The sequence below is a fragment of the Catellatospora sp. NPDC049609 genome (genome assembly GCF_040675365.1).
In the GTDB taxonomy this organism is placed as follows: domain Bacteria; phylum Actinomycetota; class Actinomycetes; order Mycobacteriales; family Micromonosporaceae; genus Catellatospora.
The window spans coordinates 1-13,863 of sequence record NZ_JBFAOU010000196.1; the positions used below are offsets into that span (position 1 = coordinate 1).

General features: G+C 68.6%; 17 protein-coding genes. 12 read left to right on the plus strand and 5 right to left on the minus strand.

Annotation, left to right across the window (positions count from 1 at the left end; translation table 11 throughout):
• Positions 1 to 104 precede the first annotated feature (104 nt).
• Positions 105 to 434: a hypothetical protein gene (locus tag AB0J67_RS33920; RefSeq protein ID WP_363488604.1), complete on the plus strand. Its 330-nt coding sequence runs from the start codon at positions 105 to 107 to the stop codon at positions 432 to 434.
• 269 nt (positions 435 to 703) lie between these two features.
• Here the strand turns inward: AB0J67_RS33920 and AB0J67_RS33925 are convergent, their stop codons facing one another.
• Positions 704 to 2,023: a nucleoside permease gene (locus AB0J67_RS33925; RefSeq protein WP_363488606.1), complete on the minus strand. Its 1,320-nt coding sequence runs from the start codon at positions 2,021 to 2,023 to the stop codon at positions 704 to 706.
• Positions 2,024 to 2,054: 31 nt separating this feature from the next.
• Positions 2,055 to 2,885: a sugar phosphate isomerase/epimerase gene (locus tag AB0J67_RS33930; protein WP_363488608.1), complete on the minus strand. Its 831-nt coding sequence runs from the start codon at positions 2,883 to 2,885 to the stop codon at positions 2,055 to 2,057.
• Positions 2,886 to 3,255: 370 nt separating this feature from the next.
• On the opposite strand from AB0J67_RS33930, the gene AB0J67_RS33935 reads away from it, so the two are divergent.
• The 4 genes from AB0J67_RS33935 to AB0J67_RS33950 all read left to right on the plus strand — a co-directional run bounded on the left by AB0J67_RS33935 (position 3,256) and on the right by AB0J67_RS33950 (position 6,573).
• Positions 3,256 to 4,845, plus strand: coding sequence for a flavin monoamine oxidase family protein (locus tag AB0J67_RS33935; RefSeq protein ID WP_363488610.1), 1,590 nt, complete (start codon positions 3,256 to 3,258; stop codon positions 4,843 to 4,845).
• On the plus strand, positions 4,845 to 5,516 hold the full coding sequence (locus AB0J67_RS33940; protein ID WP_363488612.1) for a Rid family hydrolase: 672 nt from the start codon (positions 4,845 to 4,847) through the stop codon (positions 5,514 to 5,516). The genes AB0J67_RS33935 and AB0J67_RS33940 overlap by 1 nt, the downstream gene beginning before the upstream one ends.
• Before the next feature lie 180 nt (positions 5,517 to 5,696).
• Positions 5,697 to 6,047: a hypothetical protein gene (locus AB0J67_RS33945; RefSeq protein ID WP_363488614.1), complete on the plus strand. Its 351-nt coding sequence runs from the start codon at positions 5,697 to 5,699 to the stop codon at positions 6,045 to 6,047.
• 229 nt (positions 6,048 to 6,276) lie between these two features.
• A complete protein-coding gene (locus AB0J67_RS33950) occupies positions 6,277 to 6,573 on the plus strand; it encodes a hypothetical protein (protein WP_363488616.1) in 297 nt (98 codons plus the stop codon).
• 45 nt (positions 6,574 to 6,618) lie between these two features.
• Here the strand turns inward: AB0J67_RS33950 and AB0J67_RS33955 are convergent, their stop codons facing one another.
• From AB0J67_RS33955 to AB0J67_RS33965, 3 genes are all read right to left on the minus strand, one after another.
• Positions 6,619 to 6,993 carry a methyltransferase domain-containing protein gene (locus tag AB0J67_RS33955; protein ID WP_363488618.1) on the minus strand — a complete coding sequence of 125 codons (375 nt, stop codon included), beginning with the start codon at positions 6,991 to 6,993 and terminating at the stop codon, positions 6,619 to 6,621.
• Between the two features lie 246 nt (positions 6,994 to 7,239).
• A complete protein-coding gene (locus tag AB0J67_RS33960; RefSeq protein WP_363488620.1) occupies positions 7,240 to 7,602 on the minus strand; it encodes a hypothetical protein in 363 nt (120 codons plus the stop codon).
• A gap of 7 nt (positions 7,603 to 7,609) precedes the next feature.
• Positions 7,610 to 8,518: a nucleoside hydrolase gene (locus AB0J67_RS33965; RefSeq protein ID WP_363488622.1), complete on the minus strand. Its 909-nt coding sequence runs from the start codon at positions 8,516 to 8,518 to the stop codon at positions 7,610 to 7,612.
• A 210-nt stretch (positions 8,519 to 8,728) separates the two neighbouring features.
• Between AB0J67_RS33965 and pgi the strand changes: the two genes are divergently transcribed.
• The 7 genes from pgi (at position 8,729) to AB0J67_RS34000 (ending at position 13,757) form a co-directional block, all read left to right on the plus strand.
• A complete protein-coding gene (gene pgi, locus AB0J67_RS33970; protein WP_363488624.1) occupies positions 8,729 to 10,396 on the plus strand; it encodes a glucose-6-phosphate isomerase in 1,668 nt (555 codons plus the stop codon).
• Between the two features lie 21 nt (positions 10,397 to 10,417).
• A complete protein-coding gene (locus AB0J67_RS33975) occupies positions 10,418 to 10,837 on the plus strand; it encodes an MmcQ/YjbR family DNA-binding protein (protein WP_363488626.1) in 420 nt (139 codons plus the stop codon).
• Between the two features lie 273 nt (positions 10,838 to 11,110).
• Positions 11,111 to 11,878 (plus strand): ATP-binding cassette domain-containing protein, encoded by a 768-nt coding sequence (locus AB0J67_RS33980; RefSeq protein WP_363488636.1) that lies wholly within the window; start codon positions 11,111 to 11,113, stop codon positions 11,876 to 11,878.
• Positions 11,875 to 12,636 (plus strand): ABC transporter permease, encoded by a 762-nt coding sequence (locus AB0J67_RS33985; protein WP_363488628.1) that lies wholly within the window; start codon positions 11,875 to 11,877, stop codon positions 12,634 to 12,636. The genes AB0J67_RS33980 and AB0J67_RS33985 overlap by 4 nt, the downstream gene beginning before the upstream one ends.
• 113 nt (positions 12,637 to 12,749) lie before the next feature.
• Positions 12,750 to 13,076, plus strand: a complete 327-nt coding sequence (locus AB0J67_RS33990) for a PadR family transcriptional regulator (protein ID WP_363488630.1) — start codon at positions 12,750 to 12,752, stop codon at positions 13,074 to 13,076.
• Positions 13,073 to 13,429, plus strand: coding sequence for a DUF1048 domain-containing protein (locus tag AB0J67_RS33995; RefSeq protein WP_363488632.1), 357 nt, complete (start codon positions 13,073 to 13,075; stop codon positions 13,427 to 13,429). Before AB0J67_RS33990 ends, AB0J67_RS33995 begins: the two co-directional genes overlap by 4 nt.
• Position 13,430: 1 nt before the next feature.
• Positions 13,431 to 13,757 carry a DUF1048 domain-containing protein gene (locus AB0J67_RS34000; RefSeq protein ID WP_363488634.1) on the plus strand — a complete coding sequence of 109 codons (327 nt, stop codon included), beginning with the start codon at positions 13,431 to 13,433 and terminating at the stop codon, positions 13,755 to 13,757.
• Positions 13,758 to 13,863: the final 106 nt, after the last annotated feature.

Sequence of the window (13,863 nt, forward strand, 5' to 3'; positions counted from 1 at the left end):
CGCGCCCCGCCAGGTCGGCCCGCGCGCGCACAAGGTCGGCACCGTGCTCGGGGTGGACGGATCTCACGCTGGATCCCCGCGCCAGGTCGATGCCGCTCGCGAACGTGATCGAAATAAGCCCGATGGGGGTGGCGGGGCGGCGCCTGGTGCAGGCCGAGCTGAACATGGCCACGCTGGTGCGGCTGTTCGGCCACGAGTCCGCCTGGTATCAGGCGGCCGACCGGGCGTTCGCGGCGACCGCCCGCGCCCTCGGCGCCCACGGCCACCCGGTGCCGCGGTCCGGCGGTGACCGCAGCCAGGCCGACGTCGCCGCCGCACGGGCCAGCCTGGACGAGTACACCGGCCTGATCGCGGACTGGCGGGCCGCGTGGCAGGCCGGTGCACCCGGTGGCGAACCCGCCGACGCTCCCGCCGCCCCGGGTGTCGCCGGGTGAGGGAGGTCAGGTCACCTTCGCGTTGTCCCAGCCCCAGGCCCCGGCGCCGCTGGACCACACGACGGTCGGGGCGTTCATGCCGCCGCCGTCGGCGTAGAGCCCCACAGCGCGCTGTGAGTAGGGCACTTGTTGAGCACGGCCACGTCGGCGCGGTTGTCACCGTTGACGTCCCCGGTCCGGCCATCAGGGCCGGGCGCAGGTGGTTGTTCGCAGCGGTGAGGGTCGGGCTGGAACGGCCGGCCGCCGCGAGGACCGGCCGTTCCGCATGGTCAGGTCGTGCTGGGGCGGGGCCGTTCCCCCTGCGGGAGCGCGGTTCCGGGTGCCTCGAGTGTCGTCCGGGACGCGTCCAGCATCGTGGTCTGGTCCTGGCGCCGGTCCTTGAAGAGGATCAGGAACAGCACCAGCACCACGGCCGCGATGGCGGCCGGGATGATCCAGATCTGCGTCCAGTCGTGGCCGTCGGCGGTGGCGAAGTTGTCCACGATCGGTCCCGCGACCAGCGAGCCGATCAGGATGCCCACGCCGTAGGTGGCCAGGGTGATCAGCCCCTGTGCCGCACTGCGGAACCGCTGGCCTGCGAACTTGTCGGTGTAGATCTGCCCGGCGACGAAGAAGAAGTCGTAGCAGATCCCGTGCAGGATGATGCCGAGCAGCAGCATCCAGTACATGCTGCCGGCGTCGCCGTAGGCGAACAGGACGTAGCGCAACGACCAGGCCGCCATGCCGATCGCGAGCGTCGTCTTGACGCCCAGCCGGACCAGCAGGTACGGCATGAGCAGCAGGAACAGCACCTCCGAGACCTGCCCGAGCGACTGCACCGCCGCGGCGGACTTCACGCCTTCCTCGTTGAGGAACAGGTTGGTGAAGTTGTAGTAGAAGGCCAGGGGGATGCAGATCGCGATCGAGCAGAGGAAGAACACCAGGTAGGAGCGGTTCTTCAGGAGGCCGAGCGCGTCGAGTCCGAGGATGTCGCGGACGGTCGCCTTCTCGCCCCGGCGGGTCGGCGGGGTGGCGGGGAGCAGGAAGCTGAACGCGCCCAGGATCAATGATGCGACGGCGGCCATCCGGAACGTCTGGGCGAGATCCCCCTTCTGTTCCCAGGCGAGCCAGCCGATGGTGACGCCGGCGACGATCCAGCCGATCGTGCCGAGCACGCGTACCGCCGGGAACTGCTTCTCGGGGTTGTTCATCTGGCGGAACGACACCGAGTTCACCAGGGCCAGTGTCGGCATGTACAGGATCATGTAGGCGAGGATGACGGGGAAGAACGCGGTGAAGCTCGACATCGTGGACGCCCAGAACAGCAGGGCGGCGCCGGCGAGGTGCAGGACACCGAGCACCTTCTGGGCCGAGATGAACTGGTCGGCGATGAGCCCGACGATGAACGGCGCCGCGATCGCGCCGAGCGACTGCGTCAGGTAGGCCAGGCTGATCTGGCTACCGGACGCGTCCAGCGTGGTGGCGAGGAACGTGCCCATCGTGACGAACCAGGCGCCCCAGATGAAGAACTCGAGGAACATCATCAGGGAGAGCTTGAGGCGCGTCGCCGTGCCGATCGTGCCTGAGGGCTGAGCTGTCGTTGACGTCATGCGGTGGTGCCTCCCTCATGGAACGGATCGGTCAGGCGGCCAGCAGCGGCCGTAGGGTGCGGTGGGCGACCCGCAGGCCGGTCTCGATGCGGTCCTCGGTGCCGCCCCAGACGGGGTCTTCGTGCTCGACGGACAGGACTCCGTCAAATCCGCCCTCGTAGAGGGTGTCGACGACGGCGTTCCAGTCGACCTGGCCGAGGCCGGGCACCCGGTAGCGCCACCAGCCCACATCCCAGGGGTTCTCGCGGGCGACGGCCTTGCCGGGCCAGCCGTACCGGTTGCGCCGCTCGGGGAACACCTGGATGTCCTTGGCCTGGGCGTGGACGACCCGGTCGACGTACGGCCGCAGCGCCTCGACCGGGTCGATGCCCATCCACACCAGGTGCGACGGGTCGAAGTTGAGGTAGAGGCCCTGGTCGAACATCCACTCCCACAGCTCGGGCGAGTACGCGAGGTTGCCGGGGTATCCGTCGGGGTGCCAGCCCTCCATCACGCAGTTCTCGATGATGATCTTCACGCCGCGTTCGCCGGCCCGGTCGACCAGCGGCCGGAACACCTGCTCGGCGTCGCGGAGGTTCTCCGCCACACTCCGGGTGGGGTCACGCCCGACGAAGGTCCCCACGGTGGGCACCCCGAGCAGCGCGGCCGCGTCGATGAGCGCGCCGACGTGGGCGTGCACGGCTTCGCGCTCGGCCGGGTCGGGATGCAGGTTGTTGTCGTAGAAGGCCAGCGACGTCGGACGCGCAGACGTGGCGACGGAGTGGGACCAGCGGCGGGCAGGGGCGCATGACTGGCGAGTTTTCGAGCATGGAGGTACACCGTTCTCAATGAGAAGTCCGCAGCAGGAAGGTGCGCGGCGCACAGACGCGACGCGCGACGGTTCAGCGTTCGGCAGGTCTCACAGGGTGTACAACGGTCGATCCTCAGCTGGGCGACTTGGCTGGGCAGCACGTTAGTGGCGCGCGGCGGTCCCGGTCCACCGGTTTCGAGGGCATGTCCGCGAACATGACCACCGGTGCAAAGACCCGACGGACCACTCAGCTGCCACGTGCCGATCCGTCCGCATCCCAGCCACCGGCACCTCCGTTGCGCCACTGTTGACGACTGGACACGGCAATACGGCGGACACAAAAGTTAACCGGCAATGAAATCTGATCAACTTAGCCTCCGGGGCACAAGATCGTTCACCTTCGGGAGGCGTCCCCCTCCCGGACGTCCCTGGAGGTTCACCTTTGGGCCAGACACGCCGTGACTTCCTCCGCCAGGTCGGCATCACCGGCGGCGCAGGAGTCATGTTCCACACCATGGGAGCCCTCGGGCTCACCACCGCAGCGAACGCTGCCGAGACCCCGCCGTTCACCCCGCTCACGAAGGACGCCCTGCGAAGCCGGGGCGCCAAGTCGGTCATCGTCATGGGCGGCGGCATCGCCGGCATGACCGCTGCGTACGAGCTACTCAAAGGCGGCTACTCCGTCACCGTGCTCGAGGGCCGGGACCGCCCCGGCGGCCGCAACTGGACGGTCCGGGGCGGCACCACCTTCACCGACCTCAAAGGACAGACCCAAACGGCCGGCTTCTCCAAGGGCCAGTACATGAACGCCGGCCCGGGGCGCATCCCGCAGATGCACGTGACGCTGGACTACTGCAAGGAGCTCGGCGTCCCGATCGAGGTCTTCACCAACCAGAACGCCGACGCGTTCCTCTACCGCGAGAACGTCCCCGGTGCGCTCAACGGCGTCCCCGTCCGGCAACGTGCCGTGAAGGCCGATGCTTACGGATACACCGCCGAGTTGCTGGCCAAGGCGACCAGCCAGGGCGCCCTCGACGCGGAGTTGACCGCCGCGGACAAGGAAGCCCTGATCTCCTACCTGCGCAGCTTCGGCGCCATCAACTCCGCCAACGAGTACGTCGGCGGCGGCCGCCGCGGCTACGCCCCCGAGCCGGGCGCCCACCTCGAGGCCGGCACGCCGCTGCCGCAGTACGAGCTGACCGACGTGTTCCGCTCCACCCTGGGCAACTACTTCTCCTTCGAGATGGGCTTCGACCAGGCAATGATGATGTACCAGCCCATCGGCGGCATGGACCGCATCGCGTATGCCTTCGCCGAGGCGATCGGTGCCCGCCACTTCCGTTACCACGCCGAGGTCGTGGCGTACCAGAACACCACCGACGGCGTCGCGGTCACCTACACGACCAGCCGCGGCCCGAAGACCATCACCGCCGACTTCGCCATCAACACGATGCCGCCCCACATCGCCGCGAAGATCCCCAGCAACCTACCCGCCGAGGTCGTCACGGCGCTGGGCTCGGTCAGCAGGACCAACGCCGGCAAAATCGGCATCGAGTACGACCGCCGCTGGTGGGAGGAGGACTTCCGCATCTACGGCGGCATCACCAACGCCAACACCAACATCGGCAACATGTGGCACCCGTCGTACGGCTACCAGGGCAAGACCGGCACAATGATCGGCTACTACAACACCGGCACCAACGCGAACTTCTACGGCGCCCTGACGCCGGCGCAGCGGCTCACCGAGGCGGTGGCACAGGGCAAGAAGATCTTCGGCGACGTCTACGGCGAGGGCATCACCGCGTCGTTCAGCCAGGACTGGGCGTCGGCGAAGTTTTCCGAGGCGGCCTGGGTCAGCTGGCCGAGCGCCGCCGGCGGCCAGACCGGGGCCGGCTACCGCAGCCTCCTGCAGGCCTCCGGCAACGTCTACTTCGCCGGCGACCACCTCAGCCACGCCATCGCCTGGCAGCATGGCGCCATCACCTCGGCCCGCGCCACCGTCGAGCAGATCCACGCAAGGGTGACCGCCTGATGCGTAACCTTCGCCCCCTCAGCAGCCGCACCAAGATCGCTCTGGCCGTAGTCGTGACTGCCGTCCTGGTCGCGCCGGCGGCCGCCGTCGCCGGCACCCGGTTCCCACCTCGACCGGGCACCACGGTCTCGATACTGCCCCCGGGGCAGGACAACCCGTCGATCGCCGACGGCGTAGCCATCGGGCGCAACACCGCGATCTACAAGACCAGCGGGCTCGGACCCGGTGGTCTCAACACCGCCGCCGCGGCCGGCACCGAGGCGCGGTACATCGACCCTGTCGACCTGGTCGACGGGCAACTGCCGCCCGGCGTGACGATCACCGAGGCGCAGGGCCTCAACGTTCTGCGCCGCATCGGAGAAAATCTTGCTCGGGCCGGTCTCTCCTACGACGACGTCATCACGATGCGCGTCTTCCTCCAGAATCCTGCCGACCAGGAGAAGATGGACTTCGCCGGCTGGAACCGTGCGTACCGGCAGTTCTTCGCCAACACCAGCCTCGCCACCGGCAAGCCGGTGAACGTGCCGCTCGGATCGGCCGCGCCCGCTCCACCGATGGTGGCCAACCCCGCCAGGCCATCGCGGTTCGCGCTAGAGATCGAGAACCTGCCGGTCAACGGCTGGCTGGTCGAGGTCGAGGTCGACGCGGCCTACCCGGCTCACCACGAGTAGCACCTGACACTGTCGCCGACCTCGCCTGCAAGCCAAACCGGCGGGGTCGGCGACAGCATCCCCGGTCCTGCCGGAGTGAGCGGACCCTCGCCTGGCCGGCGACGTGACCCACAAAGCAGCGAGCGGCGACTTCGCCGAAGCCGCCATCGTCGTGGCCACCACATTTGGCACCATGACCCCGTGAGCTTGCTGCAGGTGCCCGCCACCGACGGGTGGGATTGGGAGATCGTTTCCTACGACGGCTCCATGCTGGTGCTCGGTGCCGGCGTGAGTCTTGCGTACGGTCACTCTCTGCTGCTTGAGTTCGTGGACGTCTCTTACCTGGCGCTACCCAGCCAGTTCAGCAACCCGACGTTCCGTGAGCCGTCGGCAGACGAGGTAACGCTCGTCAGGCGCAGCGTCGGGGAGTCGCCGCTGCTATTGGCCGCGTTCGAGGTGGACGCCTACGTCGGTGGCGGAACGGTCAGCTGTCTCGTGGCCGCAGACTCGCATCAGGTACGTACCGGAGCATTCCCCAGGCGGGGCGCATGAGTTCCGTTCCGGGCGTCCGTGATGTGGCAGCCAGCCCTTCCTCATACTGCAACCCTGGATCGCGTCGATTGAGTTGAGCCCGCGTTCTACCTGGTTGCGTTTGCGGTATGCGACGCGGTCGAAGTTCGGTGGTCTGCCGCCGGCACGGCTGCGCCGCTGCCGGTCGGTGATCGGGTCGTTGGGCTCCGGGACGACCGTGGCGACGTCCCGCTGACGCGGCAGCGCCCGGTTGGCCCGCGACGAATACACCTTGCCAGCCGTCGCGGCGGAACAGGGCGGTCCACAGGAACTGTTCGCCGAACCGGGGCGAGTCGGCGGGCTCGTCGCGCATGCGGCGCAGCTCGACCTCGGCCAGGTCGGCGAAGACCCAGCGCAGTGCCTCCGGGGTGTATGCGACGCCGCCCTGCAGCCCGCCGTGCCGGTAGAGCTCGGCGTCGGGCAGTTCGGAGCCCATCGCCCCGGCGGCGAAGCAGCTGAGCCCGAAGTGGCCGCCGGGGGCCAGTGGCGAGCAGTGCGCGATAGCTGACGCGCCGGTGCGGTGGCAGGTGGTGGAAGCAGCCCGAGTCGTAGATCAGGTCGTATGGCCCGGACGGGGCGGTCTCGGCGAACGCGCGCCGCAGTGGAACGTGATGTCGAGTCCGGCCGCGGTGGCCCGATCGCGGGCCCAGGAGATCGCGGCGGGGGACAGGTCGACGGCATCGACCTGAAAGCCCGCGGCGGCCAGGTGCAGCGCGTTGCGGCCGGGGCCGCAGCCGAGGTCCAGGGTCCGGCCGGGGGTGACCAGCCCGCGGTCGAGGTACGACACGAGGTTCTCATCGGGCTTGTCCGCGAAGAACGGCACGGGCCGGTCCCGGTCGGCGTAGAAGCCGTCCCACCAGTCGGCGCCGCCGCCGGACGTCCACCGGTCGGCACCGGGCTCGAGCAGCCCGTCCAGCAGTTTCAGCACGTCCTCGACGTCGCGGAACGAGACTGGCCCGGACCACTATCAGGTCCGCCGCTACGACGCCTGGCACGCCCATATCACCTTGTCCATGGCGCCCCGGCCTTCCTCGCGCTGGATTCCGCCCACCGAACACGGCGCGGACCTCGTACCAACCGGAATGTGCAGGGGATGATTCAGCTCCCAGAAAAGCCGAGTGCCGGAGACCTCGCTCTTTGTCGACCATCGCCCCTGACGACTTCGACACACGCTCTAGTCCAAATCTGTGGGACAGTCCCACAAGACCGAAACGGTCGCGCACGGCTGGTAGCGCATCTCCTTGTAGGAGTAGATGGCGAGCTGGCCCACAGGGCAGACGAGCAGGGCGGTGACGATGCCGAAGGCGATGGCAGTGCGACGCATGGACAAGCTCATGCTGGCCAGACTCAGGGCTGCCGCGCCGATCAGGGCCACTCCGCACAGCAACATCCCCCACAGTCCCTGCTGATGTATCTCGTCTATGGATCTACCACCGCCCAGGGAGAACCCGGTCGCGAACCATAGGGCAACCAGCAGGAAGCAGGAGAGCAACCAGGCGACCGAGAGCAACCCGAGAACATTTCTGCTTCTATGCACGGCTGGACTATAGAACCGGCCGCCAACAGGCCCTTCGGCCCGGCCGCTGACCGCCTAGGAGGGCGTCCAGCGCTCGTTCCTCCTCGACTCCCACCGTGATGAACGTTCGCGTGTCCGCCTGTGGCCGGGCACCCCACAGTCCACGCTCCCGGAAGACCTCGACCTCCACCCACCGGAAGGCCGCGGGATCGAGCACGGCCGCCGCGGCCAGCGGATCGTGCAGCAGCTTGCCCTCCGGTCTTTCCTCCAGGTAGACCCCCATGGCCTCCACCGCCAGGCGGGCACCCGCGGTCAGGTCCGGGTGCGCCGCGATGCGACCGTGCAGCGGCTGGTCCCAGGCCACGCCGTGCGTGACGTTCTTGGAAACCAGGCGCCGCTCGCCGATCCGCTCGCTCGCGAGGGCGAGCAGGGCGCCCTTGGCGTCGTGGCCGAAGTTGAACGACTCCCGGGTCACCGAACCGGCGAACTTCTCCAGCCGATCCGCCGCCGGCACGAGGTTGTCGCCCGCGAAGCCGCCCTGCGCGACCCAGCGGCGCACCGTCACGGCCGGATGGTTGTTGAGCAGCAGCCGCAGGTTGTGCAGGGGTGCGCCGGTGAGCAGGACGGTGTCCGGATCCTCGGTCAGCACCCGGGCGAGCACCTCGTGTGCCACGCCGTCCGGTCGGGCGGGCGGCGTGGCTCCCAGCCAGTGACGGTGGAACGGCGAGACCGCGTCTGCGCCGCCGTCGGCGATCCGGGCGCCCACCGGCACCTGGACACCGAGCCGATCCAGCACCGTCCGGACCACGCCGAGCTGCGCAGGCGTCCCCGGGTTCACGGTGACGGCCGCCAGGCTTGCCGCCGGATGGGTCGCCATCAGGCAGAGCGTGAGAACGTCGTCCGGGTCGCGGGTCTCCATGTCGAGGGCGAGGCGCATCCTGGCAGGGTACGGAAACGAGCCCGGCTGTGCGCGCGGACGCCGCGCAGGGGCACGGCCGGGGTGCGCCGTCGCGGCGCGCGACTGCGGCTGGGTGGCGCGGTCGAGCAGGTCGACCGCGAGGTGAACGCCGACACGGAACGTAGCTGATGAACTACTCTTCCCTTAGTGGTCAGAGGTAGCGGTCCTCGCCAGGACAGGAGACCGTACGTGCCGATTCCGCCGTTGCGCGAGCGCCCGGCCTACGCGGCCCTCGTCGCGCACCTGCCCACCGTCGAGGGCCGCCACCTGCGCGACCTGTTCGCCGAGGACGACACCCGCGGCGAGCGCCTATGTGCCGAGGCGGCCGGGATCTACCTCGACTACTCCAAGAACCGCGTCACCGACCAGACCATGAGCCTGCTGCTGCAGCTGGCCCGGGAGTCGCAGCTGGAGCAGCGGCGGGACATGATGTTCGCCGGCGAGCGGATCAACGTCTCCGAGAACCGGTCGGTGCTGCACGTCGCGTTGCGGATGCCGAGGGGCACGTCGCTGATCGTCGACGGCGTCGACGTCGTCGCGCAGGTGCACGAAGTCCTCGACCGGATGGCCGACTTCGCGAACAGGATCCGCTCCGGTGCGTGGCTGGGTCATACCGGCCGGCCGATCCGCAACATCGTCAACATCGGTATCGGCGGGTCCGACCTGGGGCCGGTCATGGCCTACGAGGCGCTGCGCCACTACACCGACCGGGGCTTGACGTTCCGGTTCGTCTCCAACGTCGACGCGACCGACTTCGTCGAGGCCACCAGGGACCTGACGGCCGACGAGACGCTGTTCATCGTCTCCTCCAAGACGTTCGGGACCCTCGAGACGCTGACCAACGCCACGTCCGCCCGCGACTGGCTGATCAGCCGGCTCGGCGACCCCGCCGCGGTGGCCCAGCACTTCGCCGCCGTGTCGACCAACGCCGAACGGGTGGCGGAGTTCGGGATCGACACCGCGAACATGTTCGGCTTCTGGGACTGGGTCGGCGGACGGTACTCGATGGACTCCGCCATCGGCCTGTCGACGATGGTGGCGCTCGGCCCCGAGCGGTTCGACCAGCTGCTGGCCGGCTTCCATGCCATGGACGAGCACTTCCGCACCGCTCCGCTGGCGGAGAACCTGCCCGCGCTGATGGGCTTGCTCACCGTCTGGAACGTCGACTTCCTCGGTGCGCAGTCCATCGGCGTCCTGCCCTACGAGCAGTACCTCAAGCGCTTCCCCGCCTATCTCCAGCAGCTGACGATGGAGTCCAACGGCAAGCACGTCACCCTTGACGGCGCGGTCGTGGACTACCAGACCGGCCCGGTGTACTGGGGCGAACCGGGCACCAACGGCCAGCACAGCTTCTACCAGCTCCTCCACCAGGGCACCAGGCTGATCCCGGTCGACCTGATCGGCTTCGGCAGGAGCCTCAACCCGCTGCGCGACCATCACGACATCCTGTCGTCGAACATCTTCGCCCAGGCGCAGGCGCTCGCGTTCGGCAAGACCGAGCAGGAGATCCTGGCCGAGGGCACCCCCGCGGCGATCGCGCCGCACCGTGTCATGCCGGGCAACCGTCCCAGCAACGTGCTGCTGGCGGAGATACTGACCCCTCACGTCCTCGGTGCGCTCGTCGCGCTGTACGAGCACAGCGTCTTCACCCAGGGCACCGTCTGGGGCATCGACTCCTTCGATCAGTGGGGCGTCGAGCTGGGCAAGGTGCTGGCCGTGGCGATCATCCCCGAATTGGGTGGCACCGAGCCCGTGCTCGGGCACGACTCGTCGACCAACACGCTGATCCGGCGCTACCGGGCGCTCAAGGGCAGGGGAGACCACCGCGACCAGCGACCGGCGCGCGAAGTTCGCTGACGACCCGATACTGTCGGGCCCATGTCCGGCCCTGGAGACGTGCCATCGGAGATCCTGGCCCGGTTGCGGCAGATCTGCCGGCGGTTGCCGGACGCGTACGAGGAACCGGCCTGGATCGGCGTCCGCTGGCGGATCCGTACGCGGACGGTCGCCCACGTCTACATGCCGGACCCGGAACGTTTCCCGGTGTACGCCCGTCACCTGACCGCCGGCGAGGCGCCGACCGTGATGACGTTCCGCGCACCCGTCGACGACCTGCTCAGCCTGACCACGCGCGGCTTCCCGTTCTTCCAGGCCCCCTGGGGACACAACGTGGCCGCTGTCGTCCTGGGTGACCACACCGACTGGGCCGAGATCGCCGAACTGGTCACCGACAGCTACTGCGAGATGGCCCCGAGGTTCCTCGCCGCCCGGGTCGCTACGTTCCCGCCGAGCAGCTGATCCGCAAGTCCTGATCCACGGGCCCTCCCCGGGCTCCCGTGAGCCGCTTCGCCTTAGGTATTCGGTGTTGCTAGGTACCGGTAGTCAGTGCTACTTTATACCGGTACCTAGCAAGACCGAGTAGCCGCATCGTGGCTGCTGGGACGCGGTGCGGTACGGCCCCTGTGCACCGTGCACGCCGACGGTGTGCAGCCGGACCAGCCGACCTGCACCGTCCTCAAGGATCTCGCCGATCCGGCCAACGTGATCGGCGAAGAAGGAGGCATCACCCCCATGAGCACCTCACCTCCCGCCGTCCACGTCAGCGGACTGCGCAAGTCGTACGGCAAGCTGGAAGTCCTCAAGGGCGTGGACTTCACCGTCGCCGCCGGCAGCATCTTCGCGCTGCTGGGCTCCAACGGCGCCGGCAAGACCACCGTCGTGCGCATCCTGTCCACGCTGCTCAAGCCGGACGCCGGCACGGCGGGTGTGGCCGGGTTCGACGTGGTGGCCCAGGCCGAGCGGGTGCGCGAGTCGATCAGCCTCACCGGCCAGTTCGCCGCGGTCGACGAGATCCTCACCGGCCGGGAGAACCTCATCATGGTCGCCAGGCTGCGCCAGGTGAGCAACCCGGGCGCGGTCGCCGACGACCTGCTGCAGCGCTTCGGGCTCACCGAGGCGGGCGGGCGCAGGGTGGCGACCTACTCCGGCGGCATGCGCCGGCGCCTGGACATCGCGATGAGCCTGATCGGCGACCCGCCGGTCATCTTCCTCGACGAGCCGACCACCGGGCTGGACCCGGAGGCCCGCATCGAGGTGTGGAAGGAGATCCAGGGCCTGGCCGACAGCGGCGTCACCGTGTTGCTGACCACCCAGTACCTGGAGGAGGCCGAGAAGCTGGCCGACCGGATCGCGATCCTGCACCAGGGCACGATCATCGTCTCGGGCACCCTGGCCGACCTGCGCAAGCTGCTGCCCGCCGCGAAGGCCGAACTCGTCGAACGCCAGCCCACCCTCGAGGAGATCTTCCTCGCCGTCGTCGGAAACAAGGAGCAGTCATGAGCGCGCACGTCTTCAGCAACACCGGGGTGATGCTGGGCCGTTCCATCCGGCACGTCACCCGGAGCATGGACACCATCATCACCGTCACCATCATGCCGATCGCGTTCATGCTGCTGTTCCGGTACGTCTTCGGCGGCGCGATCCAGGCGGGCACGAGCAACTACACCAACTACCTGATGCCGGGCATCCTGCTGATCGCGATCTCCAGCGGCATCTCCTACACCGGCTTCCGGCTGTTCAACGATATGCAGAGCGGCATCTTCGAACGGTTCCACTCGATGCCGATCGCACGGTCGGCGGTGCTGTGGGGCCATGTGCTGACCTCGGTGGTGTCCAACGCCATCTCCGTGGTCGTCATCTTCGCCGTCGGTCTGCTCATGGGCTTCCGCACCTCGGCCGGGGTGCTGGAGTGGCTGGCCGTCGCCGGGATCCTGGTGCTGTTCACCCTCGCCCTGACCTGGGTCGCCATGATCGCCGGGCTGGCGGCGTCGTCGACCGACGGAGCCACCGCGTTCTCGTACCCGCTGATCTTCCTGCCCTTCCTCAGCTCGGCGTTCGTGCCCACCGCCACGATGCCGGGGCCGGTGCGGGCCTTCGCCGAGAACCAGCCGGTCACCTCGATCGTCAACGCGATCCGGGCGCTGTTCGAGCAGCAGCCGGTCGGCACCGACATCTGGACCGCGCTGGGCTGGTGCGCCGGCATCCTCGTGGTCGCCTACGCGTTCGCGATGAGGGTCTACCGCCGCAAGATCGCCTGACCGGGCCCGTCGGCCGCCGCACCGCCGGGCGGCCGTCCGGCCGTGGTACTCAGTGATACTGTCTAGTGGTACTCGGTGATACGAGGTACCCCGGGTCGCGAAGAGGGGCCGCTATGGAGAATCTGACAGAGATGCTGAAGGGCACGCTCGAGGGTTGCGTTCTCGAACTCATCGGCGGCGAGGAGACCTACGGGTACGCCATCACGCGCCGCCTGAACGACCTCGGCTTCGCCGACGTCGTCGAGGGGACGGTCTACACCATCCTGCTGCGACTGGAGAAGAACGGGCTCGTCCAGGTGACGAAACGGCCATCCGAGGTGGGCCCGCCCCGCAAGTTCTACACGCTGAACGACGCCGGCCGCGCGGAGCTCGCGACGTTCTGGGCGAAATGGCAGTACGTCTCATCACGCATCGACAGCCTTAAGGAGGGTGGCAGATGAACTTCTGGGAGACCATCACCGGCAGCGATCTCACCAGGGAATGGAAGGCGTTCGAGGTCCGGGCGCGCGCACTGCCGGCCGACCACCAGGCGGCGTGGGAGCAGATCCAGAACCACCTCTACGCCTACTCCAACTTCACCGGCCGCAACCTGACGCCGATCCTCGACTCCGCCCTCGGGCTGCTCGAGCAGACGTCGGCGGACGGTCAGAGCGTGCACGAGGTGCTCGGCGACGACATCCCGGGCTTCTGCGCGGCGCTGGCCGGGGGAGAGGGGGCCCGCACCTACCGCGACCGGTGGCGCGAGCAGTTGAACAGGAACGTCGCAAGGAAACTGGGCCGGCTGGGAGGCTGACGTGGGAATCCAGGACATCATCGAGGGCAAGAAGCAGTGGCGGGCGCACCTGGCGCGGGTCAAGGCGCTCCCGCCGGACTACCAGATCGTCTACAACGAGATGCAGAAGTACCTGTTCAAGGTCGGACCTGTCGATCTTGAGGACGGGCACCTGCTCCCCGGGATCGTCGACTTCTTCGCAGGGGGCGCTGCCGACGGCAAGGGCGTGCTGGAGCTCATCGGCCCCGACGTCGCCGCCTTCTGCGACGACCTGATCAAGGACTCGCGCACCTACGCGGACGTCTACCAGGAGTCCATCAGCGCGAAGTCCGCCACGGAGAAGAAGTAACCCTCCCCACCACGGCGGCGAGCGCCGGGCGGGTCGTCAGGCCCGGCCCAGCCGCAGCGGGTCGAGGCACCGACGTCATGGCCGGGCAGTGGCAACCACGGCCCGG